At 72.7% G+C, this 26,139-nt stretch carries 20 protein-coding genes, 3 tRNA genes and 1 pseudogene; 14 read left to right on the forward strand and 10 right to left on the reverse strand.

What is annotated here, in order from left to right; translation table 11 throughout:
• Positions 1-185: 185 nt before the first annotated feature.
• Positions 186-2,129, reverse strand: coding sequence for a protein kinase domain-containing protein (locus ACTWP8_RS34705; protein ID WP_443326067.1), 1,944 nt, complete (start codon positions 2,127-2,129; stop codon positions 186-188).
• Between the two features lie 171 nt (positions 2,130-2,300).
• Here ACTWP8_RS34705 and ACTWP8_RS34710 point away from each other — a divergent pair.
• The 7 genes and pseudogenes from ACTWP8_RS34710 to ACTWP8_RS34740 all read left to right on the forward strand — a co-directional run bounded on the left by ACTWP8_RS34710 (position 2,301) and on the right by ACTWP8_RS34740 (position 8,937).
• A pseudogene (locus ACTWP8_RS34710) lies at positions 2,301-2,679 on the forward strand (type II toxin-antitoxin system RelE/ParE family toxin).
• 2 nt (positions 2,680-2,681) lie between these two features.
• On the forward strand, positions 2,682-3,023 hold the full coding sequence (locus ACTWP8_RS34715) for a helix-turn-helix domain-containing protein (protein ID WP_443326068.1): 342 nt from the start codon (positions 2,682-2,684) through the stop codon (positions 3,021-3,023).
• Between the two features lie 104 nt (positions 3,024-3,127).
• On the forward strand, positions 3,128-4,486 hold the full coding sequence (locus tag ACTWP8_RS34720) for an aspartate aminotransferase family protein (RefSeq protein ID WP_443326069.1): 1,359 nt from the start codon (positions 3,128-3,130) through the stop codon (positions 4,484-4,486).
• A 189-nt stretch (positions 4,487-4,675) separates the two neighbouring features.
• Entirely contained in the window at positions 4,676-5,389 is a 714-nt protein-coding gene (locus ACTWP8_RS34725; RefSeq protein WP_443326070.1) for a GntR family transcriptional regulator, read from the forward strand.
• Positions 5,390-5,502: 113 nt separating this feature from the next.
• Positions 5,503-6,288: a dolichyl-phosphate beta-glucosyltransferase gene (locus ACTWP8_RS34730; RefSeq protein ID WP_443326071.1), complete on the forward strand. Its 786-nt coding sequence runs from the start codon at positions 5,503-5,505 to the stop codon at positions 6,286-6,288.
• On the forward strand, positions 6,285-8,177 hold the full coding sequence (locus ACTWP8_RS34735; RefSeq protein WP_443326072.1) for a glycosyltransferase family 2 protein: 1,893 nt from the start codon (positions 6,285-6,287) through the stop codon (positions 8,175-8,177). Before ACTWP8_RS34730 ends, ACTWP8_RS34735 begins: the two co-directional genes overlap by 4 nt.
• 109 nt (positions 8,178-8,286) lie before the next feature.
• Positions 8,287-8,937: a hypothetical protein gene (locus tag ACTWP8_RS34740; RefSeq protein WP_443326073.1), complete on the forward strand. Its 651-nt coding sequence runs from the start codon at positions 8,287-8,289 to the stop codon at positions 8,935-8,937.
• Positions 8,938-9,039: 102 nt separating this feature from the next.
• Here ACTWP8_RS34740 and ACTWP8_RS34745 read toward each other — a convergent pair whose 3' ends face one another.
• A complete protein-coding gene (locus ACTWP8_RS34745) occupies positions 9,040-9,780 on the reverse strand; it encodes an SLATT domain-containing protein (protein ID WP_443326074.1) in 741 nt (246 codons plus the stop codon).
• 649 nt (positions 9,781-10,429) lie between these two features.
• Between ACTWP8_RS34745 and purD the strand changes: the two genes are divergently transcribed.
• The 4 genes from purD (at position 10,430) to ACTWP8_RS34765 (ending at position 17,420) form a co-directional block, all read left to right on the forward strand.
• Positions 10,430-11,680, forward strand: coding sequence for a phosphoribosylamine--glycine ligase (gene purD / locus ACTWP8_RS34750; RefSeq protein ID WP_443326075.1), 1,251 nt, complete (start codon positions 10,430-10,432; stop codon positions 11,678-11,680).
• A 770-nt stretch (positions 11,681-12,450) separates the two neighbouring features.
• Complete coding sequence (locus ACTWP8_RS34755) at positions 12,451-14,514, forward strand: hypothetical protein (protein ID WP_443326076.1); 2,064 nt, start codon at positions 12,451-12,453, stop codon at positions 14,512-14,514.
• A 302-nt stretch (positions 14,515-14,816) separates the two neighbouring features.
• A complete protein-coding gene (locus ACTWP8_RS34760; RefSeq protein WP_443326077.1) occupies positions 14,817-16,436 on the forward strand; it encodes a N,N-dimethylformamidase beta subunit family domain-containing protein in 1,620 nt (539 codons plus the stop codon).
• An 84-nt stretch (positions 16,437-16,520) separates the two neighbouring features.
• Positions 16,521-17,420 (forward strand): phosphoribosylaminoimidazolesuccinocarboxamide synthase, encoded by a 900-nt coding sequence (locus ACTWP8_RS34765; protein WP_443326078.1) that lies wholly within the window; start codon positions 16,521-16,523, stop codon positions 17,418-17,420.
• A gap of 73 nt (positions 17,421-17,493) precedes the next feature.
• Here the strand turns inward: ACTWP8_RS34765 and ACTWP8_RS34770 are convergent.
• The 8 genes from ACTWP8_RS34770 to ACTWP8_RS34805 all read right to left on the reverse strand — a co-directional run bounded on the left by ACTWP8_RS34770 (position 17,494) and on the right by ACTWP8_RS34805 (position 22,426).
• A tRNA-Gly gene (locus ACTWP8_RS34770) sits at positions 17,494-17,569 on the reverse strand.
• 20 nt (positions 17,570-17,589) lie between these two features.
• Positions 17,590-18,234, reverse strand: coding sequence for a response regulator (locus tag ACTWP8_RS34775; protein ID WP_443326079.1), 645 nt, complete (start codon positions 18,232-18,234; stop codon positions 17,590-17,592).
• Positions 18,234-19,775 carry a sensor histidine kinase gene (locus tag ACTWP8_RS34780; protein ID WP_443326080.1) on the reverse strand — a complete coding sequence of 514 codons (1,542 nt, stop codon included), beginning with the start codon at positions 19,773-19,775 and terminating at the stop codon, positions 18,234-18,236. The genes ACTWP8_RS34775 and ACTWP8_RS34780 overlap by 1 nt, the downstream gene beginning before the upstream one ends.
• Before the next feature lie 38 nt (positions 19,776-19,813).
• Positions 19,814-20,599 (reverse strand): ABC transporter permease, encoded by a 786-nt coding sequence (locus tag ACTWP8_RS34785; protein WP_443326081.1) that lies wholly within the window; start codon positions 20,597-20,599, stop codon positions 19,814-19,816.
• Positions 20,596-21,561 (reverse strand): ABC transporter ATP-binding protein, encoded by a 966-nt coding sequence (locus ACTWP8_RS34790; RefSeq protein WP_443326082.1) that lies wholly within the window; start codon positions 21,559-21,561, stop codon positions 20,596-20,598. Before ACTWP8_RS34790 ends, ACTWP8_RS34785 begins: the two co-directional genes overlap by 4 nt.
• Before the next feature lie 159 nt (positions 21,562-21,720).
• A tRNA-Gly gene (locus ACTWP8_RS34795) sits at positions 21,721-21,796 on the reverse strand.
• A gap of 77 nt (positions 21,797-21,873) precedes the next feature.
• Positions 21,874-21,945 (reverse strand) — tRNA-Gly (locus ACTWP8_RS34800).
• A gap of 163 nt (positions 21,946-22,108) precedes the next feature.
• Positions 22,109-22,426: a histone-like nucleoid-structuring protein Lsr2 gene (locus tag ACTWP8_RS34805; protein WP_443315610.1), complete on the reverse strand. Its 318-nt coding sequence runs from the start codon at positions 22,424-22,426 to the stop codon at positions 22,109-22,111.
• Between the two features lie 300 nt (positions 22,427-22,726).
• On the opposite strand from ACTWP8_RS34805, the gene purS reads away from it, so the two are divergent.
• The 3 genes from purS (at position 22,727) to purL (ending at position 26,098) form a co-directional block, all read left to right on the forward strand.
• Positions 22,727-22,972, forward strand: a complete 246-nt coding sequence (gene purS / locus ACTWP8_RS34810; RefSeq protein ID WP_443315611.1) for a phosphoribosylformylglycinamidine synthase subunit PurS — start codon at positions 22,727-22,729, stop codon at positions 22,970-22,972.
• 8 nt (positions 22,973-22,980) lie between these two features.
• Complete coding sequence (gene purQ / locus ACTWP8_RS34815; RefSeq protein WP_443326084.1) at positions 22,981-23,703, forward strand: phosphoribosylformylglycinamidine synthase subunit PurQ; 723 nt, start codon at positions 22,981-22,983, stop codon at positions 23,701-23,703.
• A gap of 121 nt (positions 23,704-23,824) precedes the next feature.
• Positions 23,825-26,098 (forward strand): phosphoribosylformylglycinamidine synthase subunit PurL, encoded by a 2,274-nt coding sequence (gene purL / locus ACTWP8_RS34820; RefSeq protein WP_443326083.1) that lies wholly within the window; start codon positions 23,825-23,827, stop codon positions 26,096-26,098.
• Positions 26,099-26,139: the final 41 nt, after the last annotated feature.

Below are 26,139 nucleotides of genomic sequence, written 5' to 3' on the forward strand. Positions count from 1 at the left end.
GCGCTTCCTCCTTCAGGGGAGCCGGTCAGGCTCCCGATGACAGCATATTGTCAAGAACGCAGCATGCTGTCAATCGCGCGCGCTGGCCCGTTTTTCTCCGCGCAGGACGGGGAGGAAGGCGGGCCCATCAGGGGGAGGAAAGCGGCGCGTTCGCCGGAGGGCCGGAGAGCCGGAAGGCCGGAGGGTCAGTACGGCCTGCGCGGGGCGCGCTGCTCCTGGAGGGAGGTGAGCCGCTGGATGACGGCGAGCGCGAGGATGCCGGCCATCAGCGCCGCGAAGTCGAACAGGATGGTCCAGGCAGTGGCGGCCTTGTAGTCGTCGTTCGTCGTGGCCGCGATCTCCACGAGGGTGGCGAGGAAGCCGGTCACGAACATCGTGCAGTACATCCCCCACCACCAGCTGAGGAGCGAGCGGGACGGGACCGCGGCGGGCCCGCCGTATGGTCCTGGGACGGGGTGCGAGGGGACCACGGCGCTCCAGATGTCGTTCGCCATCTGCTTGGGGAACCACAGCTGCACGATGGGCGTGAACCAGGAACCGACGGCCCAGCCGCGGCTGAACCGCTGGCGGCCCGGGGCGATCAGCTCGGTGTTCACCGCAAGCCGCCGGAACCAGACCAGCCACAGCACGACGGCCGTGAGGGACGTGAGACCGCCGAAGATCCCCACCGCGTCGACCGAGTCTCTCCGGTCGGCGATCTCCCAGCTGAGCCCTCGCTCGTAGGTCCCGTAGAGCGAGAAGCTGAGGAGCAGGTCGATGAGGGCGAAGACGAGCGAGAGCGCGAGGAGGATCGAGAGCGCGGTCGCCAGGCCGCGCAGCGGCTGCCAGACGGCGGGCGGGCGGGGCTGCGGCTGGTACGGGGCGGGCCCCGGCGCGGGTGCGGGCGCGGGGCCGAACGCGGCGGTCCCGTTCCCCCACGGCTGGGCGGTCGCGGCGGGCGGTGGCGGGGTGGAGGGGCCGGGGGCCGGGGTCTTCTTTGTGGAGAAGGCGGCAGCTGGTGGCGGTGGGGTGGACGGCTGCAGCATTGAGCCGGGTGCCGGGCTGGCTGCCGGGTTGGGCGCTGAGCCGGGTGCCGCGCTGGGTGTCGCGCCGGGTGCCGGGCTCGGCGTCGCCTCCGGAGCCCGGCCAAGACCCGTAGCCGGACCGGCAGTTCCCGGAGCAGGCACAGTCGCGGGGGCGGCCGGGGCCGCCCCGGTGCGGGCCAGCCGCGAGGTCTGCGGGTTCTCCGTCTCCAGCAGTTGCAGCGCGTCCCGCCCGAGCCGGGCCAGCAGCCCGCCCGGCAGCCACGGCTCGTCACCGGCCCCGGCCCCGGCCGCGCCGCCGGTCCGCTCCAGCACCTGGTCGACGGTGAGCCGCTGCCCGGGCTCTTTGGCGAGGCAGCCCAGGACCAGGTCCATGAGCCCGTCCGGCAGCCCCGTCAGGTCCGGCTCCTCCTGGGCTATGCGGTACATCAGCGCGTGCAGACCGCTGTTGGCCGTACCGAAGGGCTGGCGCCCGGTGGCCGCGAACGCGAGCACGGAGCCGAGGCAGAAGAGGTCGCTCGCGGTCGTGACGCGCTCGCCGCGCACCTGCTCGGGCGACATGAAGCCGGGCGATCCGACGACCGCGCCCGTCATCGTGAGACCGCCCCCGGCGAGCGTCTCCGTGGCGCGCGCGATGCCGAAGTCGATGACGCGCGGCCCGTCGATGGTGACCAGGATGTTGGAGGGCTTGAGGTCGCGGTGGACGAGGCCCGCGGCGTGGATGTCGCGGAGGGCGTGCGCGAGGCCGTCGGCCAGGATGCGTACGGAGTGCTCCGGCAGCGGCCCGAAGTCCTCGGCGACGACGGACTGCAAGGAGGGACCGCCGATGTAGCCGGTGGCCACCCAGGGGGTGTCCGCCTCGGTGTCGGCGTCCAGCACGGGCGCGGTCCACCGGCCGCCGACCCGCCGCGCCGCCTCCACCTCGTGCGCGAACCGCCGCCGGAAGTCGGACTGCCGGGCCAGCTCGGCCTGGACGAGCTTGACCGCGACCGTACGGCCGCGCTCCGACCGCGCCAGGTACACGCACCCCATGCCACCGGCGCCCAGCCTGCCGAGCAGCCGGTACGCGCCGATCCATTGCGGATCCTCGGCTCGCAGCTCTTCCATGCCGGTGGTCTCCCCCGATTTCGCCGTTTGCGGTGCGACAGAGGATAGAGGCCCCTGGGAGACGGGTTCTCCGCGCTTCGGTAGCAGCTTGGTGACGGCCGCAACGTGACGTCGTCATTCCGGCACCGCCCACGCGGTGTATATGTCGCTGACGACATATACCGTGCTGGTGTGGAGCAGCTGTACGCGATCGACATCGAGCCGGAGGTGCGGGCCTGGCTGGAGTCCCTGCCTGCCAAGCACTTCCTCAAGGTCGACGAGTACGTGGGTCTGCTCGCCGAACGCGCGGCAACGCTCGGGGAACCGTACGCTCGCCACCTCGGCGACGGCGTGCGTGAGCTGCGCCCGACGCTCGACGGGGCGGCGATGCGCATCACGTACTGGCTGACCCCCGAACCGCACGGCGGTGCTGCTGACGGTGTTCCGCAAGACGAAGATGCGTGAGGGCGCCGAGGTCGAACGGGCCAAGCTTGCGCAGAAGACCTGTGCGGCCGAACACGGCCCGGCACACGAAAAGTTCCTGCGGATCATCGAGGAAGGAGAGGTCTGATGATGAGCCACAGCCGATGGAAGACCCTGCGGGAGCGCAAGCTCGCCGAGGGCTTCACCGAGCCGGGCGGCGTCGCCGAGGCCCGCCACGAAATCCGGCTGTCCATGGCGCTCGCCCAGGCCGTCTACGACCGCCGCTCCGAGCTCGGGCTGACCCAGACCGAACTCGCCGAGCGCGCCGGCCTCACCCAGGCGAAGATCTCCCGCATCGAGGGCTCCGACACCATGCCTACCTTGCCGCTGCTCGCCAAGCTCGCCCGTGCGCTGGATGCTTCCCTCAACATCGCCCTCGACGACGACAACACCCAGGTCACCTTCACCGCGCACGAGACCGATGCCGCCTGAGCACCGACGCCGCCCGGCGACCCGACAGGGTGCCGGGGGGCGTGGCCGAAGCCATACACGATGACGGTGTCGGCCGCGGTACGCCGCTCCTTACGCTGAGCCGCATGACCCCTCATGCAGATCCCCAGGCCGGGAAGGCCGTCAAGGCCGCCGACCGCGCCCACGTCTTCCACTCCTGGTCCGCGCAGGGACTCATCGACCCCCTGGCCGTGGCCGGTGCGGAAGGCTCGTACTTCTGGGACTACGACGGCAACCGCTACCTCGACTTCTCCTCCCAGCTGGTCAACACCAACATCGGCCACCAGCACCCGAAGGTCGTCGCCGCCATTCAGGAGCAGGCCGCCAGGCTGTGCACCATCGCGCCCGGCTTCGCCGTGGACGTACGGTCCGAGGCCGCGCGCCTCATCGCCGAGCGCACGCCCGGCGACCTCGACAAGATCTTCTTCACCAACGGCGGCGCGGAGGCGGTCGAGAACGCGGTGCGGATGGCCCGCCTCCACACCGGCCGTCAGAAGGTGCTGTCGGCCTACCGCTCGTACCACGGGGCCACCGCCGCCGCGATCAACCTGACCGGCGACCCGCGCCGCTGGCCCTCCGACACCGCCTCGGCCGGTGTCGTGCACTTCTGGGGTCCGCATCTCTACCGCTCGAACTTCCACGCCACGACCGAGGCCGAGGAGTGCGAGCGCGCGCTGCTCCACCTCGAGCAGACCATCGCCTTCGAAGGCCCGCAGACGGTCGCGGCGATCATCCTGGAGACGATCGTCGGCACGGCGGGCGTGCTCGTGCCCCCGCCCGGCTACCTCGCCGGGGTCCGCGAGATCTGCGACCGCCACGGCATCGTCTTCATCCTCGACGAGGTCATGGCGGGCTTCGGCCGTACGGGACGCTGGTTCGCCGCCGACCACTTCGGCGTCGTCCCCGACCTGCTCACCTTCGCCAAGGGCGTCAACTCCGGCTATGTGCCGCTCGGTGGCGTCGCGATCTCCGCGGAGATCGCCGCGACCTTCGACCAGCGGCCGTACCCGGGCGGCCTGACGTACTCGGGGCACCCGCTGGCCTGCGCCTCGGCCGTCGCGACGCTCAACGCGATGGAGGAGGAGCGGATCGTCGAGAACGCGGACCGCATCGGCGAGAGGGTCCTCGGCCCCGGCCTGCGCGAACTCGCGGAGCACCACCCGTCGGTGGGCGAGGTGCGCGGCCTCGGCGTCTTCTGGGCGCTCGACCTGGTCAGGAACAAGGAGACCCACGAGCCGCTGGTCCCGTACAACGCGGGGGGCGAGGCGAACGCGCCCATGGCGGCCTTCGCCACCGCCTGCAAGGCGAAGGGCCTCTGGCCCTTCGTCAACATGAACCGCACGCACGTGGTCCCGCCCTGCACGGTCACCGAGGCCGAGGCCAAGGAGGGCCTGGCGATCCTGGACGAGGCCCTGTCGGTGGCGGACACCCACACGACGGCCTGAGTTCGGGGGCGGAGCCCTCAGTGCGGCGCCCCCAGTCGTGGCGCCCCTATCGGTTTGTGGGCATTTGTTCCGCACCGCGGAACGGCGGCACAAACAGCCATCGGTGTCAGGGGCCGTCCGGCGCGGCAGCGCATAGGGTGTGCCCGCGGGCCGACCCCCACCTGCGGGCCCGCGGAAGGAGGCGGTCGGATGCGGGGCACGGGCAGTGGCCGCGACCACCACGGCGGCAGCGGAGACCGTTCGGCGGTCACCCGCAACACCCTGCGCCAGCAGATCGCCGAGGCGCTCCGGGACGAGATCCTCGCCGGCCGCCTCCCGGCCGGCCGGCACGTCACCGTCAAGGAGATCGCCGACCAGTACGGCGTCTCCGCCACCCCCGTCCGCGAGGCACTCGTCGACCTCGCCGCCCAGGGCCTGGTCGACATGGAGCACCACCGCGGCTTCCAGGTGCACCCGTTCACCCTCGACGACTTCCGCAGCATGGTCGAGGCCCGCGCCCTCGTCATCGACGGCATCTTCCGGAGCGACCCCGAGCGCCTTCAGGGACCGACCGGCCGCGCCCTCGCCTCCGTACGGCGCAGGGCCGAGGAGGCCGGGCGGGCGTCCAGGGCCGGGGACCTGGACATCCTCATCGGGTACGACCTGCGGTTCTGGCGCGAACTCGGCTCCCTCCTCGGAAACCCGTACATCTCCGACTTTCTGGACCGTCTGCGCGTGCAGTGCTGGGCGTTCGCCGTGCCGTACCTGCGCCGCGAGCCCGACCTCAAGGGGCGGCTGTGGAACGGGCACAACGCGCTCGTCGACGCGGTGGAGCAGCGCGACCCGGCCGCCGTTCAGCGCCTGATCGCGGACTACAACGACCACTCGCTCCAGCTCCTCGAGAAGGTGATGCACGACGGCTGACCGCCGGCGTCGAACGAGCCCGGCCCAAGGCCCGTACAACCAGCGGGCGCCGGTCGGGCCGCCGGGGGGCCGGTACCGTACACACGGTCGACCACGAAGGGGGAAGGCAAGGCATGGACGCCGTACACCGGGCGGCGCTGCCCGCGCCCAGGCCGCAGCCCCATGCCGAGGCGGATACAGCCGTCATCGACCTGTCGGTGGTCATCCCGGCCTACAACGAGGAACAGCGGCTGCGCCCCGGCATGGATGAGGTGTGCCGCTATCTGCGCACCACGTGCCGCCGCTGGGAGCTGATCGTCGTCGACGACGGCTCCACCGACCGCACCGCGGAGGTCGCCGCTGAGGCCGCGGCCGCCGAGCCCCGCATCCGGCTGCTGCGCGCCCCGGCCAACCGCGGCAAGGGCCATGCCGTACGGATCGGGATCCGGGCCTCGCGCGGCCGCCGCGTGCTGTTCTGCGACGCCGACGCCGCCACGCCCATCGAGGAGTTGGCCCAGCTGCACGACCGCCTCGACGACGGCTACGCCGCGGCGATCGGCTCCCGCGCCCGCCCCGGCGCGCGCATCGAGGTCCGCCAGCACGCGCTGCGCGAGCTGCTGGGCAAGGCGGGCAACCGGCTCATCCAGGCCGTGGCGGTGCCCGGGATACGCGACACCCAGTGCGGCTTCAAGCTCTTCGACGGCGACAAGGCGCGCAGGGCCTTCGCCCTGGCCCGTACGGACGGCTGGGGCTTCGACGTCGAGATACTGCGGATCTTCCACGCCAACGGCTGGCCGATAGCCGAGGTCCCAGTGCGCTGGTCGCACCAGCCGGGGTCCAAGGTCGGCCCCTTCGACTACGCCAAGGTGCTGGCCGAGATCGTGCGGGTCCGCCTGCGGGGCGAAACGAGGACGAAGTGACGGCGGACGCGAACACCACGCAGCCGGCGGACCGTACGGATCGCGGGGGCGGAACGGACCGTACGGGTGCGGGAGCGGCGGGAGCGCCCGAAACGGCGGGAGCGCCGGAACCGGCCGCGACCTCCGGCCGGCCCCGGCGTCGGCGCATACGCCCCGCCGTCCTCGCCGTACCGGCCGGCTACCTCCTCGCCGCCCTCCTCCTGTACGTCAACCTGTGGGCCGACCTCGACCGCGCCTACCTCGTCGACAGCATGCGCGACCAGAACCAGTGGGAGTGGTTCTTCGCGGTCACCGGGCACAACGTCCTGCACGCCGACAGCCCGCTCTTCACGACCCTGCAGAACTTCCCGCTGGGCGTGAACCTGATGGCCAACACCGTCATGCTCGGGCTCTCCGTCCCCCTCGCCCCCGTCACCGCTCTCTTCGGCCCGACCGTGACCTGGGCCGTCGTCCTCACCGGCGGCCTCGCGGCGACCGCCACCGCCTGGTACTGGCTGATCCGCAAGCACCTCACAGGGAACCGGGGCGCCGCCGCCCTCGGCGGTGCCTTCAGCGCCTTCGCGCCGCCGATGATCTCGCACGCCAACGCCCACCCCAACCTGGTGGTGCTGTTCGTGATCCCGCTGATCATCGACCGGGCGCTGCGGATCGCCCAGGGACGCAGGGCCGTACGCGACGGTGCCGTCCTCGGCCTGCTGCTCGCCTGGCAGATCTTCCTCGGCGAGGAGACGCTGCTGCTCGCCGCGACCGGCATGGTCGCTTTCGCGGTCGGCTACGCGTGCGTGCGCCCGGCCGTCGCGCGCGCCGCCGTACTGCCCCTGCTGCGCGGGCTCGCGGTCGGCGCCGCGGTCTGCCTGCCGCTGGTCGCGTACCCGCTGTACTGGCAGTTCTTCGGCGACCAGAGCTACAAGAGCATCCTGCACGGCCCGACGGGCAACCCGCCCCGCGCGCTCGTCGAGTTCTCGTCACGCGCCTTCGCGGGCGACCCGGACCGGGCCGCCGCGCTGGCCCTCAACCCGACCGAGCAGAACGCCTTCTACGGCTGGCCGCTGGTCTCCCTGCTGCTCGTCCTCGCCGTCGTCCTCTGGGACCGGGCCGCCGTACGCGCCCTGACCTGGACGGCCGCCTTCGCCGCGCTGCTGTCGCTCGGCGCGCGGATCCCGCTGCCGGGGACGGACGCCACCACGCCCGGGCCCTGGTGGGTCTTCGACCGGCTGCCGCTGTTCGAGTCGGTCATCGAGTCGCGGTACGCGATGGTGTGCGCCCCGGCGATCGGCATGCTGCTCGCTCTGGCGTGGGCGACGGTCGCGGAGTCGGCGGCCGAGACACGCGCGCGTGGGGAGGGCGAGGAACTGGACCGGCGGCACCGGGCCCTCGTCATCCGGGTGGCGGGCTGCCTGGCCCTCGGTGCGGCCCTGCTGCCCATCACCCCCAAGCCGCTGGAGACCGTCGAGCGGCCCGCCGTGCCCCGGCTCGTCGCCGACGGCACCTGGCGCTCGTATGTCGAACCCGGCCAGTCCCTCGTCCCCGTCCCGCTGCCGTCGCCGGCCGAGGCGAGCGCGCTGAAGTGGCAGATCGACGCGGACTTCGGATTCCCGCTGCCCGGCGGCTACTTCAACGGGCCCTGGGGACCCGACCGGCTCGGCATCTACGGTGCCCCGCCCCGCCCCACCAACGACCTCCTGCGCGACGTCCGGTACTCGGGGCGCATCCCGTACATCGGCCCCGACCAGCAGCAGGCCGCCCGCAAGGACCTCGGATTCTGGCGGGCGGGCGCGGTGGTGCTCGCGCAGCAGCCGAACGACCAGGCGCTGCGGATCACCCTGGAGCGGCTGCTGGGGCAGCCGGGCCGGCGGGTGGGTGACGCATGGCTGTGGGACGTCGGCTGACTGTGGGACGCCCGGCTGACGCAGGGTGCGTGGGGCAACTACTCTGGCCCGAAGATCGCACTAACGCGACGGACCGAGCGACCGAGAGAGCGACCGAGAGTGAGCGCCTGTGGCCTGTGACCTGTGGCTGGTCCCCCTCGTCGATGTGCTGTGCCACAGCCCCGACAATCCGTTCGCCGACGAACTCGCGACCTACAACCAAGCCCTGAACGACGCGGGTCTGCCGCCCGTTCCGGTCTTCGGCTACATGCCGGGCCTGTCCGGCGACGTCGCCCCGGTCGCCGGTTTCGACTACGACGCGCTGCACTTCCTGCGCCGGGCCTACCTGCTGCAGATCTGCGGGCTCCCCGTGACCCCGGTCGACGAACTGGGCGGGGACTACGAGGAGTTGCTGGAGATGTTCGAGGCCACGGCGCAGCAGTCCCACCTGGTCTGGCACTACGACCACGCGGGCGCGTACGTGCCGGTGGACTTCGGGCAGCCGCTGACGAACGAGGAACTCATGGTGGGCGGCGGGCCGTTGGGGTCCAGCAACGGGCTGCTGCGCGAACTGGAGGCGGTGGCCCCGTCGATCGGGCTCGACCCGTCCAACCCGCCCGCGGCCCCCGCCGCGCCGGCCCGCCCCACGTCCCTGGAGGAGCCCGCGGCCACGGCCCCGTACGACGAAAGCCCGTACGCGCGGGAGCGGCACGTCTGGCTGGGGCTGCACGCGGCGGCGACGCGCAGCCTGGGCCAGGGATCGATGATCGTCTTCAGCTGAGAGCGGGAGGGCCGGGCTGAGAGTGGGTCCTGGCTGAGAGCGGGAGGGGCCGGGGGGCGGCCCCGGCTCAGCGAGGGGACTCGGTCCGCGAGGGGACTCGGCTCAGCGAGGGGACTCGGGAGGCCGCTGGCGCGGCATGTTGGGGCGGGCGCCGGGCGGCGGGACGGGGTGACGGCTCACCGGCGGCTGCCCGTTCTGCTCGGGCCGCGCCACCCACGGCACGAGCGACTGGGTGACCAGCGGCGTCGGGCCCGCCCGGAACTCGACCATCCAGTCCGCGGTCTCGGACCGTACGAGCTCCGACACGTCCTCCGAGAAGCGCCGCAGTACGGTCAGACAGCGCTCGGCGGCCTCACTCGCGGTGCCCTCCGTCGGGCCGAGTACCTCCCGTACGCTTTCCGACGCCCAGTCGAACTGCAGCGCCTCCAGGCGCCGCTGCACCGCCTGGGCCGTCGCCAGGTCGCGCATCCAGCCGGACGTCAGCCCGAAGAAGCGGTCGCAGCCGGTGCACACGGCGGCGAGGAGGAGGGCGAAGAAGCCCCAGCCGGTTCCGTCGTCGAGGACTCCGGTCAGGTCGAGCAGCGGCAGCGCGACGCCCACGGAGCCGGTGACGGCGGTGGCGAGGCGCAGCGCCCGGGCCCCGCGCCGCTTCCACTGACGGTCGGCGAGGTACCAGTCGACGGTGCCGAGCGCCCGGTTCTCGACCCACAGGTACAGCTCTTCGAGGCGCTCTGCGGGCTCACCCCAGTCGCCGAGCGGGAAGGGCCGACCGAGCAGGTCGCCCTGCCCCTTCCCGCCCTCCTCCCGAGGAGGCCCCTCGGGCTGCATCTCCGGCTGGCTCACCCGTGTGCTCCCTCTGCGATGGCGATGCAATGCGAATCCGATCCGATGCGGCGCGATGCGATCCGTTGCTGTGCGGTGCGGTGGTTCGGTGGTGCGGTGGTGCTGTGACGTGCGGTGCGGTGCCGTCGCGTGGGGTCTCCGGCCTCCGGCCTGCGGTACCCACGTGACGCCTGATGCGCTGCGCGGCCCTCCTTCCTACCGCCGAAAGGCTGGCTTCGCGGCCAAGATCGCAAGATTTCCGCCCAGAAGTGGTGAGCCCTCCTGTATAGGCAGCTCCGAAACCTCACTCGAAAGAGTGCCCCCGCACCTACCGCCTGTTGATCACCAACTAGGGGAGGCCCGGCCGCCCCGCCGCGGCCCCTCACCCACCGCGCGGCATCCTCCGCCCCGCCCGCGGCGTCTCCCGGCCCGGACCTGTCGTGTCTCCCGCTCTGGGCCCGCTGCGGGGCCTTCCCGCCCTGGGCCTGCTGCGGGGCGTCCCGGCCCCGCGCCCGCCGCGCGGCATTCCCACCCGCCCCTCCTTTCAAGGGCGGGCGGGTGAGAAACCCGGCGCGAAGGGCCGGGGGCCGGGCGTCCGGGCCGGGCCCGGGAGGGCGGTCCGGAGGGGCGGCCGGGCGCGGCGCGGGCGCGGGCGTCTACCCTGAAGCCCGTGAAGGTCCTCGTCATCGGCGGCGGCGCCCGCGAACACGCCCTGTGCCGCTCCCTCTCCCTCGACCCCGACGTCACCGCGCTCCACTGCGCCCCCGGCAACGCCGGCATCGCCGATGTCGCCGAGCTGCACCGCGTGGACGCGCTCGACGGCCCCGCCGTGGCCGGCCTCGCGGCCGACCTCGCCGCCGACCTGGTGGTCGTGGGCCCCGAGGCGCCGCTCGTCGCCGGTGTCGCGGACGCCGTCCGCGCCCGCGGCATCCCGGTCTTCGGCCCCTCCGCCGAGGCGGCGCGGCTCGAGGGCTCCAAGGCCTTCGCCAAGGACGTCATGGCCGCGGCCAACGTCCCCACCGCCCGCTCGTACGTCTGCACCACCCCGGAGGAGATCGACGAGGCCCTGGACGCGTTCGGGGCCCCGTACGTGGTCAAGGACGACGGCCTGGCGGCGGGCAAGGGCGTCGTCGTCACGGACGACCTGGAGATGGCCCGGCGGCACGCGCGCGCGTGCGAGCGCGTGGTCATCGAGGAGTTCCTGGACGGCCCCGAGGTGTCGCTCTTCGCCGTGACCGACGGCCAGACGGTCGTACCGCTGCAGCCCGCCCAGGACTTCAAGCGGGCCTACGACGCCGACCAGGGCCCGAACACCGGCGGCATGGGCGCGTACTCCCCGCTGCCCTGGGCGGACCCGAAGCTGGCCGACGAGGTCCTGGAGACCGTCCTCCAGCCGACCGTGGACGAGCTCCACCGCCGCGGCACGCCGTTCTCCGGCCTGCTGTACGCCGGTCTTGCGATCACGTCCCGGGGCGTGCGGGTCATCGAGTTCAACGCGCGCTTCGGCGACCCGGAGACCCAGGTCGTTCTGGCACGGCTCAAGACGCCTCTGTCGGGGCTGCTGTACGCCGCGGCGACGGGCTCGCTCGCGACTTTCCCGCCTCTCCGCTGGAGCGACGGCGCGGCGGTCACGGTCGTCATCGCCTCCCACAACTACCCGGGGACGCCGCGCACGGGCGACCCGATCGAGGGCCTCGAGGACGCCGCGCGGCAGGACGAGCACGCGTACGTGCTGCACGCGGGCACCAAGCGGGGCGCCTCCGGCGAGGTGCTGAGCGCGGGCGGCCGCGTCCTCTCGGTCACGGCCACGGGCCCCGACCTCTCGACGGCCCGCACCCGCGCGTACGGCGTGGTCTCCCACATCCACCTGGCCGACTCCCACCACCGCACCGACATCGCCGCCGCAGCCGCCGAGTCCTGACCCCGCGCCCCGCCGGGACTGCCGCGAAAGGCACGGAACCGGGCCGATGCCCGCCGCCACACGGGCCCACCCGCCGGGCTACCACGGCGCCGCGGCAGCCCGGTGGGAGCCCGGCGCAGCCCGGCCCGCGGCGGGCGCGCGGCCGTGGCGTGGGCTGCGCGCCCTGCGTCAGCGGGGCGGGTGCGGTGATGGCGGGTCGCCGACTGGACCTGAGCTGCAGATTTCCGCGCCGGGGGCCGGGCCCGGTGAAGCGCGCCGGACCGGCTGGCGCCTGGCTGACCGCGCGGCGCTCGCAGCCTTCGCGCAACGCCACACCCCGCGCCGCCTGGCCCGCGGCAGGCGCGCGGCCGTGGCGTGGGCTGCGCGCCTTGCGTCAGCGGGACCCGGGCCGCGGCGCGGTGGGGTGTCGACTGGGGCTGGAGCCGCAGGTTCCGGACAGGGCGGACGGGGCCTCGGCGCGTCGAAGGCCAAGCGCAGCGGAACCGGCTTTGACCAAAGCCATTCCATCGAGTGACCGCTGCGTCATACGGCTGACGCACGCGAACCCCCCAACTAGGGTTCCGCGCAGGCGGAGCCCCACGGTCTCCGCCGCATGTCCGGCCGCACGTCCAGCCGCGCGTCCGGCAACTGGCCCACCGACATTGCGATGTCGGTGCCCGGTGCCACAGTGGGGGAAAGCGGGCAAGCCGCAAGAGGCAGTAGCCAGTGAGCCAGAAGCCAGCAGGGGGTGACTTCCGATCGTTTCCGAGCCGTCCGGCGCCGAGCCGGGCTTGCACTTCGCGCGCTCCGGCGCCCTCGCCGTGCTGCGCACGCGCGGGGCCGCGCTGGCCGTCGCCCTGCTGCCCACGGCAGTCGCCGTCGTGCTGCTCGTCGCCGACGCCACGGGCCGGATCGGCGGCTCCGGATGGGACGCGGTCCGCTGGACTTTCGTGGCGGTGGCCGCCGTCGTACTCCTGCTGGCCGCGGCAATCGCGGCCGTCGTCGTCAAGGCCAGGCCCGCGGTCAGCCCCACGGTGCCGATCCCGGAGGAGGCCGCGCCGGACCTCTACCGCCTCGTACGCGATCTCGCCGACCGCCTCGACGTCCCCGCGCCGTCCGCGATAGCGCTCACCCCCGACTGCGACAGCTGGCTGGAGGACCGCACCCACCCGGCGACCGCGCAGCCGCCCGACCCCGCCCGCGCGGCCACGGCGACCCCGGCGGGCCAGGCCCGGTCGGCTCCTGCCGAGGGCAAGCGGCGCGGGCAAGGAGCGCCGGTCCTGGTCATCGGGTCGCCGTTCCTGTGGTGGATGCGGGTGGCCGAGCTGCGGGCCATACTCGCGCCGGTCGTCGCCGGGACCGGGCCCTCCGCGCACCCGGATATAGCGGCGGCCCGCCGCTTCGTACGGGGCCTGGACGCCGCCGTCGCCGTCGCGGCCCGCCGCCCGCACCTGGCCTTCGTCGGCTGGACCGCCCGGCTGCTCCTGCGCGGCTGCCGGGACCACGCGGCCGAGATGGAGCGGGGCGTCGCCGCGGCCGCGTCCGCCCGTGCACAGGCTGTGGACTACGGCCTGCGGATCGTCGCCCAGGAACAGGTCGGCCTGGCCTACGCGGGCTGGGACCGGCTGCTGACCAGGGTGGCGCTGCCCGCCTGGCGGATGGGGCGCTGGCCGTCCCGCCTCGACGCCGGCGTGGTGTCGGCGCTCACCGAGCTGTCCCGCCGCGACCGGCTCGCCGAGGGCTTCGCCACTCGGCTGGGAGAGCGGCCCGCGTGCGACCTCCTTGAGGAGCCAGGCCTGGTCGACGAGGCGGCATCGCTGCTCGCGGCCCGCCTCTTCCACGGTGGCCCGGCGACCCCTGGACCGGACTGGTCCCCGGTCGACTGGGCGACGTACCCGGAAGAAGTCGTGGACCGTAAGTGGCGCCGCGAGGCCGCCCGTCTCCACCGCATCCTCGACGAACTCCCCCCACAGCCCCGCGCACGGCCCCACGGGCCCACCGAAACGGCCGCCACCGCATCGTCGAAGCCCTCGAATCCCTCGAAGCCCTCGAATCCACCGCATCCCTTGAATCCGTCGCATCCCTCCAAACCGACGAACGGGCCCGCCGATACCGGCGCGCTCTCGGGCGGGGCGGCGGAGCCCCCACCGCGTACGCGGGAGGTACCCGCCGATGTGGCGGGTCAGGCCGCTCTGGACGGGAGCGCCGGGACCACGGGTGCTGCCCTGGGCGCGGAAGCCGGTGACGCCCGGGAGCCCGACCCGGCCGACCCCGCTACTCGGACCAACCCGGCAGCCGGGCACGTCGCCTCCAGCGGTTCCAGCGGTTCCAGCGCCCCCAGCGGCGAGCCGCCCGCGGCGCCGACTCTCGCGCGCGTCGTCGACCGGCTCGCGTCCGCCGACCGGGTCCGGCTGGGGGAGAAGCTGGCCGCGCGGCTCAGCGAGGAAGTGGCCCGCGAGGAGGCGGCGGCCCGCGCGGCCGCGGCCCCGCCAGGCGCGTCAGGCACCGAAGGAGCCGAGGGCGCCAACGGGCATGACGCCGAAGCCATGGACTCCGCCCTGTGGAGCGACACGGCCGCGTCCGTCCCGCTCTTCCCCGTACAGGCCCCGCGTACGGGCCGGGAGTTGCTCGCCGACCACATCACCGCCATGGTCTGCTGCGCGGCCGTGGACACCGCAGGGGCGGCGCCCGGTCTCGACTGGCTGGACGGGCCCGTGCTGCTCGTCGCGGGCAAGCGCGGTGCGGACCTCGGCACACCCGTGCTGAACCTGCTCGAGGACGGCGACCCTGGACCGCTCCGCGACTGGCTCACCGCCGCCGGCGTACGCCCGGAGAAGCCCGTCCGCCTGGTCTAGCTCCGGGCCGAGGTCGGCTCCGGTCCAGCCACCCGAGCAAATACCCCCGCCCCACCCCAGCCCCGAACCGGCCTTCAACCCAGCCCCATGACCAGCCGCCGTATCCCAGCCACCCAGCCATTCAGCCACCCATCCACCCCATAAAATCCGGGCAGTTCACCACGACCATCGCATTTCCACCACTTGATCACGCCGCGACATCCACCGCTCCTCAATGAATCGCCACGAACAGTTACGGACACACCGCTGAGTGTGATGTGCTTAACCGGTCAGGGGAGCATCAGGTCCGGGAGGGATCGTTCGTGAGTACGGACAAGATCCGCCGCTGGGAGTCGGGAGCGCTCGCACACGCCGTCTCGGACCCCTTCGGCCAGGGCCCGGTGCCCTGGCTGCGCGGCAGCGAGAACTACTTCGACGACACCGGCCACGTCGTGCCCTGGTACGTCGACCCGGCCGTCGCCGCGGATCCCGGCATCGCCGATCCCGCCGCCCCGGACCGAGCCGACCGGGGCGACCGAGGCGCCGCCAACTCCGGCGTCCCCGCCCCCCGCAGGTCCGGAGCCCGCTGCGCCCCGGCCCACGGCCCCCGCACCGCCGACGATGTCCACCGCCAGATCAAGGGCTTCGCCTCCACCGGAGCCGTCGCCCCGGGCGAGGCCATCGACTTCCGCATCACCGTCGACCCGCCCCAGCAGTTCTCCGTCGACATCTACCGGATCGGCCACTACGGGGGCGACGGTGCCGCGAAGATCACCACGAGCCCTCGGCTCTCCGGCATCGTCCAGCCCGCCCCGCTCACCGCCGACCGCACCGTCTCGTGCCACCACTGGTGGCTGTCCTGGCGCCTCCAGGTCCCCACGTACTGGAGCGAAGGGGCGTACGTCGCCGTGCTCACCACCGCCGACGGCTACCGCAGCCACATCCCCTTCACCGTCCGCGACACCCTCCCGCCCGTCGCCCACCACCAGCCTTCCCACGAGGCTCTGCACGCCGCCCCGCCCGCTGCCGACCTGCTCCTCCTGCTCCCCGACATCACCTGGCAGGCGTACAACCTCTACCCCGAGGACGGCCGCACCGGCGCCAGCCTCTACCACGCCTGGGACGACGAGGGCCGCCTGCTCGGCGAGGAGGACGCGGCCGTCACCGTCTCCTTCGACCGCCCCTACGCGGGCGCCGGCCTCCCCCTCCACGTCGGCCACGCCTACGACTTCGTCCGCTTTGCTGAGCGCTACGGCTACGACGTCGCGTACGCCGACACCCGCGACCTGCACGCCGGGCGCATCGACCCGACCCGCTACCGCGGCCTCGTCTTCCCCGGCCACGACGAGTACTGGTCGGTCCCCATGCGCCGCACCGTCGAGCTGGCCCGCGACACCGGCACGTCCCTCGTCTTCCTCTCCGCCAACACCATGTACTGGCAGGCCGAGCTGGCCGCGTCCCCGTCCGGCGCCCCCGACCGCCTCCTCAGCTGCCGCAAGCGCCGCGGCCCGGGCAAACCCGCGCTCTGGCGCGAGCTGGGGCGGCCGGAGCAGCTCCTGCTCGGCATCCAGTACGCGGGCGCGGTCCCCGAACCCAGCCCGATGGTGGTCCGCAACGCCGACCACTGGCTGTGGGAGGCGACCGGCGCGGCCGAGGGCGACGAGCTGCCCGGCCTCGTCGCGGGCGAGGCCGACCGCTACTTCCCCCGCACACCCCTGCCGGACCACACCCGCCGCATCCTGCTCGCCCACTCCCCGTACAAGGACACCGAGGGCGACACCCGCCACCAGGAGACGTCCCTCTACCGGGCCCCCAGCGGCGCGTTCGTCTTCGCCTCCGGCACCTTCGCCTGGTCGCCCGCGCTGGACCGGCCCGGCCATGTCGACGCCCGGGTCCAGCGGGCCACCGCCAACCTCCTCGACCGCATCTGCAAGCGCGACTGACGCTGAAGGACCCTGGAAGGGAGGAACCGCGTCCGGTACGGGAGAATCGGAACGGACTCCTGGATCGATCTACGCGGAGGCAGCGTGTCCGGATTCGTGGAAAAGCCCGAGCCAGCTCAGGTGCCCGGTCTGGTGCATCTGCACACCGGCAAGGTGCGTGACCTGTATCAGAACGGGTCGGGCGACCTCGTGATGGTCGCCAGCGACCGCATCTCCGCCTACGACTGGGTGCTGCCCACCGAGATCCCGGACAAGGGGCGCGTCCTCACGCAGCTGTCCCTGTGGTGGTTCGACCGCATCTCGGATCTGATCCCCCACCACGTCCTCAGCACCGACCTCCCCGAGGGCGCCCCCGCCGACTGGGCCGGCCGCACCCTCGTCTGCAAGTCGCTGAGCATGGTCCCCGTCGAGTGCGTCGCCCGCGGCTACCTCACCGGCTCCGGCCTCGCCGAGTACGAGGAGAGCCGTACGGTCTGCGGTCTCGCCCTCCCCGAGGGCCTGGCCGACGGCTCCGAACTGCCCGCCCCGATCTTCACCCCGGCCACCAAGGCCGCGGTCGGCGACCACGACGAGAACGTGTCGTACGAGGAAGTCGCCCGCCAGGTCGGCGCCGACACCGCCGCCCAGCTGCGGCAGGCCACCCTCGCCCTCTACAGCCGGGCCCGCGACCTCGCCCGCGACCGCGGGATCATCCTCGCCGACACGAAGTTCGAGTTCGGCTTCGACGGCGAGACCCTGGTCGTCGCGGACGAGGTGCTGACCCCGGACTCCTCGCGCTTCTGGCCCGCCGACGCCTGGGAACCGGGCCACCCGCAGCCGTCCTTCGACAAGCAGTACGTCCGCGACTGGCTGACCTCGCCCGCCTCGGGCTGGGACCGCCGCAGCGAACAGCCGCCGCCCGCGCTGCCCGCGGAGATCGTCGAACGGACCAGCGCCAAGTACGTGGAGGCGTACGAGCGACTGACCGGCACGCCCTGGTCGTAACCCCGCCCTACGCCCCCATGGAGCGGCTGCCCACGCAGAAGGCCCCGGTCGTGATGACCGGGGCCTTTTCCTCTGGAGCGGACGACGAGATTCGAACTCGCGACCCTCACCTTGGCAAGGTGATGCTCTACCAACTGAGCCACGTCCGCATGCCGCGTTGCGGAGGCAACTATAGCCAACCTCGCTCACGTGCGATGCGCACCGCCGCATGGCGGTTCTCCGCGGAGAGCTTCGCGGCCGCGGAGGAGAGGTAGTTGCGAACGGTGCCCTGGGAGAGCACGGCCCGCTGCGCGATCTCCGCGACGCGCGCGCCATCGGCCGCCAGCTCGAGCACTTCGGCCTCGCGGGCGGTGAGCGGGGAGTCCCCGACGCTGATGGCGTCCGCCGCCAACTCCGGGTCCACGTAACGGTTTCCTTTGTGCACCGTGCGGATGATCTCGGCGAGCCGCTGCGCCGAGACGGTTTTCGGTACGAACCCGCGGACTCCGGCCGCCAGCGCCCGCTTCAGATGCCCGGGCCTGCCGTGGCTGGTCACGATCATTGTCCGGCAGCCGGGCAGCTCGGCCCGCAGTGATGTTGCCACCGACACACCGTCCGCCCCCGGCATCTGCAGGTCCAGCACCGCCACGTCAGGGCGGTGCGCCCGGGCCATCGCCACCGCCTCGGGCCCGGATGCGGCCTCGGCGACGACCAGCAGATCGTCCTCCAGCGCCAGCAGCGCGGCGAGCGCCCCGCGAATGAGGTGCTCGTCATCGGCGAGCAACACCCGTACGCGTGCCGCTGACGCCTGGGGGGAGCCGTGCTCGACGCTCATCACGCTCCCGCCGGTCCGCGGCCGGAACTCCGCCCCCGATGCCGCCGAGAGTCGCCCGCGCTCTCCGCGGGCAGGCCCTCGGCGCGCTCCTCCCAGTCACCCGCTTCCCCTCCCGCTCGCCCTGGGGCGAGTCCGGCGGAGGGTCCTTCCCCGCAGTGGCCCCTAGCGGCTCCGCCCGCAGGCGCCCCTTCCCGGCTGCGGACGATATGCGGCTCCGGCACGCGGGGGGCTTTGCGACCTGGGCGGCGGTCGGGTTGAAGGGCGGAGCCCCCTTCAGGGGCGGGTAGGCGGGAAGCCCCCGCGCGCAGCGCAGGGAGGAAATCGGACACCCCGCCGGGCAGCGGGATCTCTGCGGTCAGGCGGAACGTGCCATCCGGATGCGGCCCGGCGGCCAACGTGCCGCCAAGCGCGGTCAACCGCTCACGCAAGCCCGCAAGCCCCGCGCCTCCACGGCCCGGCGCGGTGCCCGGCGCGCCGTCGTTCTCCACCACCAGCACCGCGCGCCCGGCGCCGCCCGCGCCCGCGTCCAGCCGAATCGCGCAGCGCCGAGCGTCCCCGTGCCGCAGCACATTGGTCGCGGCCTCGCGCACCACCCACCCCAGCGCCGACTGCACCTCAGTCGGCAGGCGCGAGCCGTCGTCGCCCTCGACGCGGCAGGCGACCCCCGCGGCCCTCAGCACGGACCGGGCACCCGCCAACTCCACGTCAAGGTCCGCCTCCCGGTAGCCCCGTACGACATCACGCACCTCGCGCTGCGACTCCTGCGCGATCCGCTGCACCTCGATCATCTGCTCCACCGCCTCCGGCCGCCCCCGCCGGGCGAGCTGTACGGCCAGCTCGCTCTTGAGGGCGATGACCGACAGGTTGCGCCCCATCACATCGTGCAGGTCGCGGCCGAACCGCAGCCGCTCCTCCGCGACCGCCAGCCGCGCCTGGAGTTCGCGGGCCGCGTCCAACTCCCATACGGCGCGCAGCAGCCACGCCGAGAAGCCGTTCGTGAAGGTCATCACCGTGCCCGCAAGGGCTGTCGCGACGGCGAAGCCGACGACCTCGTTGACCGGCAGCCGGACCGCCGCCGCGGCCACCGCCACCCCCGCCGCGGCCACCCCGGCCGCGTACAACGCATGCCGAATCCCGCGCAGCCCCAGGACCAGCGCGCCGAGGCCGAAGCCGGTGAAGCCGACGACCGCGGAGCTCGCGTCCCCGATCTCGGGGACCGTCCCGGCCGCGCGCAGGGACAGCGCCAGCACCGCCCCCGCGGCTGAGAACACCGCGACGCCGGTGGCGAGCCGGACCGGCCGCGCACGCCGGTCGAGCGCCCAGTCCAGGGACCGCGAGGACAGCACGGCGCAGAGCACGGCGTGCACCGCGACCAGCAGGAACAGCCCGGCGCGCACCCGGGCCGGCGCTTCCCCGCCGGCGACCGCCGCGCCGATCGCCGTGATCTCGACCAGCACGAAGGCGTGGAACAGCCAGCGGGTGTAGAGCTCGATCCGGGCCGGATCGCTCCGCCGGTCCCACCACCGCGTCAGCCTCGACATCCGCTCCCCACTCCCCAGCACGACGCGCGGCACAGCGCTCAGCGCCGCGGCTCCCAGCGGAACCACCGCCGTACAGCAAACACGGCCAGCCCCGCCCAGACCACCGCGCACCCCACCGCCCGCAGCACGGCACCCGCGTCCGTACCCGCGCCGCCCAGCCAGCCGTACCGTACGAGCTCCACGACGGGTGTCACCGGTAGCAGCCGCAGGACGTCCGCCGCCCCGTCCGGCAGCAGTTCCAGCGGGACGAAGAGCCCCGACCCGCCGAACGACACCGCCATCAGCGGCAACACCGTGATCTGTGCGCTCTCCACGGTCCTGGTGACGGCGGCCGACGCGGCGGCCAGGGCGGCCAGCATGACGGTGCCCAACAGCATGCCCACCACGAGGATTTCGGGCCGCCGCGGCGCGGACAGGTCCAGCAGCAGGGCCCCGGCCGCGATCAGCACCGCGCACTGGCTCAGCGCCACCGCTGCCGAGGGAAGCGCGGTGCCCGCCAGGATCTCCAGGTCCCCCGGCTCCCCTGCCCGCAGCCGCTTGAGCACCAGCTCCTCGCGGCGGGCGACATAGGCCGGTACGAGATTGGCGTAGACGACGAAGATGAGAACGACCCCGATCCCGCCGGTCATGGAGGCTGCGGCGAGGCTCAGCCCGGTTCTGGCGAGGTCGAGCCGCGCGACGCTCGACCGCACCGCCCACACCATCGCGACGGGCATGAGCAGCGCCATGAACAGCGCGGTCCGGTTCCGTACGAGCAGGGTCAGCTCGGCCCGGCCGAGCGCCGCCAGCCGCCCCGCCGCGCCGGTGGTCGCGGTGGCACTCATCGCACACCACCTTCCGCCGCTCCGTCCCCGCTGCCCCCGTTGCCCGCGATGGCCAGAAACGCCTCCTCGAGCGAGGCCTCCCGCGCATCCAGCCGCCCCAGCACGACGCCCTTCGCGTCCGCCCAGCTCAGCAGCTCCGTCAGCGACTCCTGCAGCCGCTCGGTGTGCAGGCGGATCCGCTGCCCTCGCTGCTCGTGGCTGACCACGCCCAGCCGGGGCAACGGCGGCAGGTCGCCCAGCAGATAGCCCTCGGGCAGCTCGAAGGAGATCCGGGCCGGGTGCGCGGCGATCACCTCGTGGGTGGAGCCGCAGGCCGCGATGCGCCCCTCGTGCAGGATCGCGAGCCGGTCGGCGAGCGCCTCCGCCTCCTCCAGGTAATGGGTCGTCAGCACGACCGTGGCCCCGCCGTCCCGCAGCTCGCGCACCAGGCGCTGGGTGTCGCGCCGACCCTCCGCGTCGAGCCCGGTCGTCGGCTCGTCCAGGAACAGCACCTCGGGCCGCCCCAGCAGCGCCAGTGCCAGGTCCAGGCGGCGCCGCTCACCGCCCGACAGCTGCTTGACGCGTACGCCGGCGCGGGCGCTCAGCCCGACGAGCCCGAGGGCCTCGGCCACCGGGCGCGCCCCGCTGGTGCAGCCCGCCCACATCCTGGCCGTCTCCCCGGCCGTGAGGTCGGAGGGGAAGCCGCCCTCCTGGAGCATCACGCCGGTCCGCGGCCGCACCTCGGCCCGCCTTTCGTACGGGTCCATCCCCAGCACCCGCACCTGCCCGCCGCTCGGCCTGGCCAGGCCCTCCAGCAGCTCGACGGTCGAGGTCTTGCCGGCGCCGTTCGTGCCCAGCAGGGCGAACAGCTCGCCGCGCGCCACGGAGAAGGAGATCCCGCGCACCGCCTCGAAGGCTCCGCGGCCGTCGCCGTAGCTGCGCCGCAGCCCGGTGACGTCGATCACATACTCGTCGGTGTCCATGGATTCAGCCTTGCGACGCCCGGCGGGCGCGGGCAGTGCAGGCTGTCACCACTGCTCATGACAAATGTCATCGTCGCGGGAGCCGACGGCATACGACGGCGGGAGCCGACGCCATACGACGAAGGCCCCGGTCCTTGGGACCGGGGCCTTCGCCCTGCGTGGAGCGGACGACGAGGCTCGAACTCGCGACCTCAACCTTGGCAAGGTTGCGCTCTACCAACTGAGCTACGTCCGCATGCCTCCGAACGGCTTTCACCGCCCGGCGCGACCATCACTGTACCCGATCCACTGGCTGGTCGGAAAAGTGAGGAGAGCGGGTGACAGGGATCGCACACTGCGCCTCCCCCTTGGAAAGGGGGCGCTCTACTACTGAGCTACACCCGCGCGGCTCCGTGAGGTCCGGCCCTGCGGCCTCGCCCCTCGGCGCGCTCCAGACTCTAGCTGATCGCCCGGGGTGTCGTGCAAGTCAGCTGCGGTCCGGCCTCGGCCAGGCCCGCACCGGCCCCGCACCGGCCCGGCCCCGCCCTCGCTCCGGCCAGGGCTCTGCTCAACTCGATGCGTTGAACGCCTCGTAGACCTTCTTCGGGATCCGGCCGCGCGGCGGCACCTCCATGCCGTGCGACCGCGCCCAGGCCCGTACGGCCGCGGGGTCGGGGGCGACGGCGGTGTGCCGGTAGGCCTTGCCCGACTTGGACCGCTTTCGGCCCGCTTCCACATAAGGCGCGAGCGCTCCGCGCAGTTTCTTCGCATTGGCTGTGTTCAGGTCGATCTCGTAGAACTTGCCGTCGAGACCGAAGGTGACCGTCTCCGCCGCTTCCCCGCCATCGATGTCGTCGGAGAGTGTGACCACTACGCGCTGAGCCACGGATATCGGTCCTTTCGTAACGGCACCACCGCAATGACGTGCGAAGATGCGGGTGGCCGGGGGTTGGGGGTCAGTTCTTTTTCATTTGTACAGCGACAGCGATTGCATTGCGAAGCCCAGTTAATTCCCTCCGCGTGTCATGCCGCAATCGGTGACCATACGGTTTTCCCCTGATTTTCCACAGGGGGAACCCGCGCCGATGCGTAAACGTGACCGTGCCCCGGGATATCTACCCGCGTAGATTTTGCAGCGGGGTACGCTGAGGGAACCGCCTTACGCACCACACCACCGGGAGTGCCAGTGGCACGCGTCGTAGTCGACGTCATGCTCAAGCCGGAGATCCTCGACCCCCAGGGCCAGGCGGTGCAGCGTGCACTGCCCCGCCTCGGTTTCGACGGAATCGCCGACGTCCGCCAGGGAAAGCGCTTTGAACTCGAGGTGGAAGGGCCGGTCGATGAAGCCGCCCTCGCCCGGGTCCGCGAGATGGCCGAGACGTTCCTCGCCAACACTGTGATCGAGGACTTCACCGTGAAGGTCGAGTCGTGACTGCCCGCTTGTCTCCCACCACCACCCTCAACGGAGGCCCTTCGGGCCGCAGCAACGTCCGTATCGGAGTCGTGACTTTCCCCGGGAGCCTCGATGACCGGGACACGCAGCGCGCGATTCGCCGCGCCGGCGCGGAACCGGTCGCGCTGTGGCACCGCGACAAGGACCTCAAGCAAGTCGACGCGGTCGTCCTGCCCGGCGGATTCTCGTACGGCGACTATCTGCGGGCCGGAGCCATCTCCCGCTTCTCGCCGGTCATGGAGATCGTCATCGAGCAGGCCAGGGCCGGTCTCCCGGTGCTGGGCATCTGCAACGGCTTCCAGGTCCTCACCGAGGCGCACCTGCTGCCCGGCGCCATGCTCGGCAACGACCATCTGCACTTCATCTGCCGTGAGCAGAAGCTGCGGGTGGAGAACGCGGACACCGCCTGGACCGCCGACTACACCGCGGGCCAGGAGATCCACATCCCGCTGAAGAACATGGACGGCCGCTACGTCGCCGACGAGCGCACCCTGGACATGCTGGAGGCTGAGGGCCGGGTCGCCTTCCGTTATCTGGGCGTGAACCCCAACGGGTCGCTCCGCGACATCGCCGGCATCACCAACGAGGCGGGCAATGTCGTCGGTCTGATGCCGCACCCCGAGCACGCCGTGGAGCCGGGCATCGGCACCGGCGGCACGGACGGCCTCGGATTCTTCACCTCGATCCTCAAGAAGCTGGTCGGCGTATGAGCGACGCACGCGCGGCCACTCGGCTGCTGGGGGTACCGCCCACGCCGAAGGCTGTGGGGGAGAACACGAAGGCCGCACCTCTGCGCCGCGCGGGCGGAGAAGCGAATGAAGGGGACGCAGCATGAGCCTGGATACGGTCAAGCACGCGGCCGAGACCCCGGACACCGAGCAGCCGTGGGCCGAACTCGGCCTCAAGAAGGACGAGTACGAGCGCATCCGCGACATCCTGGGCCGCCGCCCGACCGGCGCCGAGCTGGCGATGTACTCGGTCATGTGGTCCGAGCACTGTTCGTACAAGTCGAGCAAGGTGCACCTGAAGCAGTTCGGCGAGAAGGCCCCCGAGAACGCCGCCCTGCTGGTGGGCATCGGTGAGAACGCGGGCGTCGTCGACGTCGGCCAGGGCTATGCCGTCACCTTCAAGGTCGAGTCGCACAACCACCCCTCGTACATCGAGCCGTACCAGGGTGCGGCCACCGGCGTCGGCGGCATCGTCCGCGACATCCTCGCCATGGGTGCCCGGCCGGTTGCGGTCATGGACCCGCTGCGCTTCGGCGCCGCCGATCACCCCGACACCAAGCGCGTCCTGCCGGGTGTCGTCGCGGGCGTCGGTGGCTACGGCAACTGCCTGGGCCTGCCGAACATCGGCGGCGAGGTCGTCTTCGACCCGTGCTACCAGGGCAACCCGCTGGTCAACGCGCTGTGTGTGGGCGTGATGAAGCACGAGGACATCCACCTGGCGAAGGCGTCCGGCGCCGGCAACAAGGTGATCCTTTACGGCGCCAGGACCGGCGGCGACGGCATCGGCGGGGTGTCGGTGCTGGCGAGCGAGACCTTCGAGTCGACCGGCCCGGCCAAGCGCCCGGCGGTCCAGGTCGGCGACCCGTTCCAGGAGAAGCTCCTGATCGAGTGCACCCTGGAGCTCTTCAAGGCGGACCTGGTCACCGGCATCCAGGACCTCGGCGGCGCGGGCCTGTCCTGCGCGACGAGCGAGCTGGCGAGCGCCGGCTCCGGCGGCATGCGCGTCGAGCTGGACACCGTGCCGCTGCGCGACGCGACGCTCTCGCCCGAGGAGATCCTCATGAGCGAGTCGCAGGAGCGCATGTGCGCGATCGTCGAGCCGGGGAAGGTCGGCCGGTTCCTGGAGATCTGCGAGAAGTGGGATGTCATCGCCACCGTGATCGGCGAGGTGACGGACGGCGAGCGGTTGGAGATCTTCTGGCACGGCGAGCAGATCGTGGACGTGCCGCCGCGGACCGTGGCCCATGAGGGCCCGGTGTACCAGCGGCCGTACGCCCGCCCGGAGTGGCAGGACGCGCTGCAGGCCGACGACGCGTCCCGGCTTCCGCGCCCGGCCGGCGGCGACGAGCTGCGCAAGCAGGTCCTCGCGCTGGTCTCATCACCGAACCAGTCGTCCAAGTCCTGGGTCACGGACCAGTACGACCGCTTCGTGCAGGGCAACACGGTGCTCGCGCAGCCGGAGGACTCCGGCATGGTGCGGATCGACGAGGAGACGGGCCTCGGGGTCGCCGTCGCGACGGACGGCAACGGGCGCTACGCGAAGCTCGACCCGTACGCGGGCGCGCAGCTCGCGCTCGCCGAGGCGTACCGGAACGTCGCCGCGTCCGGCGCGAAGCCGCTCGCCATCTCCGACTGCCTCAACTTCGGCTCGCCGGAGGACCCGGCGGTCATGTGGCAGTTCGCGGAGGCCTGTCGTGGTCTCGCGGATGGCTGCCAGGTGCTGGGGACCCCGGTGACCGGCGGCAATGTGTCGCTGTACAACCAGACCGGCGAGGCCGCGATCCACCCGACCCCGGTGGTGGCGGTGCTCGGTGTGATCGACGATGTCGCGCGCCGCACGCCGATCGCGTTCGCGGACGAGGGCCACCTGGTCTACCTGCTCGGCGAGACCAGGGAGGAACTGGGCGGTTCCGCCTGGTCCCAGGTGGTCCACGAGCACCTCGGCGGGCTTCCGCCGAAGGTGGACCTGGAGCGCGAGAAGCTGCTCGCCGAGATTCTGATCTCGGCGTCGCGGGACGGCATGATCGACGCGGCGCACGACGTTTCTGACGGCGGGCTGGTCCAGGCCCTGGTCGAGTCCTGCCTGCGAGGCGGGAAGGGCGTCCGGATCGTCGTGCCCGACACTGCCTCCGATAGCGGCTCCGCCGCGGGGGACCCCTTCGTCTTCCTCTTCTCGGAGTCGGCGGGCCGCGCGGTGGTGGCCGTGCCGCGCAGCGAGGAGCTGCGCTTCACCGACATGTGCGGCGCGCGCGGACTTCCGGCGGCACGGATCGGTGTCGTGGACGGCGACGCGCTCGACGTCCAGGGGCAGTTCAGCATCCCGCTGGCCGAGCTCAAGCAGGCGCACGACGCGACGATTCCCGCGCTGCTGGCCTGACGGCGTACGGTTTCGGGGGCCCGTCCCCAAGGGGGGGGGGG

The sequence above is a fragment of the Streptomyces sp. 7N604 genome, assembly GCF_052245475.1.
Taxonomy (GTDB): domain Bacteria; phylum Actinomycetota; class Actinomycetes; order Streptomycetales; family Streptomycetaceae; genus Streptomyces.

Bases quoted from the DNA above. Each gene is read 5' to 3' on its own strand.
- ACTWP8_RS34705 (WP_443326067.1), bottom strand. From the start codon at position 2,129: ATGGAAGAGCTGCGAGCCGAGGATCCGCAATGGATCGGCGCGTACCGG.
- ACTWP8_RS34715 (WP_443326068.1), top strand. From the start codon at position 2,682: ATGAGCCACAGCCGATGGAAGACCCTGCGGGAGCGCAAGCTCGCCGAG.
- ACTWP8_RS34720 (WP_443326069.1), top strand. From the start codon at position 3,128: ATGACCCCTCATGCAGATCCCCAGGCCGGGAAGGCCGTCAAGGCCGCC.
- ACTWP8_RS34725 (WP_443326070.1), top strand. From the start codon at position 4,676: ATGCGGGGCACGGGCAGTGGCCGCGACCACCACGGCGGCAGCGGAGAC.
- ACTWP8_RS34730 (WP_443326071.1), top strand. From the start codon at position 5,503: ATGGACGCCGTACACCGGGCGGCGCTGCCCGCGCCCAGGCCGCAGCCC.
- ACTWP8_RS34775 (WP_443326079.1), bottom strand. From the start codon at position 18,234: ATGAGCGTCGAGCACGGCTCCCCCCAGGCGTCAGCGGCACGCGTACGG.
- ACTWP8_RS34780 (WP_443326080.1), bottom strand. From the start codon at position 19,775: ATGTCGAGGCTGACGCGGTGGTGGGACCGGCGGAGCGATCCGGCCCGG.
- ACTWP8_RS34785 (WP_443326081.1), bottom strand. From the start codon at position 20,599: ATGAGTGCCACCGCGACCACCGGCGCGGCGGGGCGGCTGGCGGCGCTC.
- ACTWP8_RS34790 (WP_443326082.1), bottom strand. From the start codon at position 21,561: ATGGACACCGACGAGTATGTGATCGACGTCACCGGGCTGCGGCGCAGC.
- purL (WP_443326083.1), top strand. From the start codon at position 23,825: ATGAGCCTGGATACGGTCAAGCACGCGGCCGAGACCCCGGACACCGAG.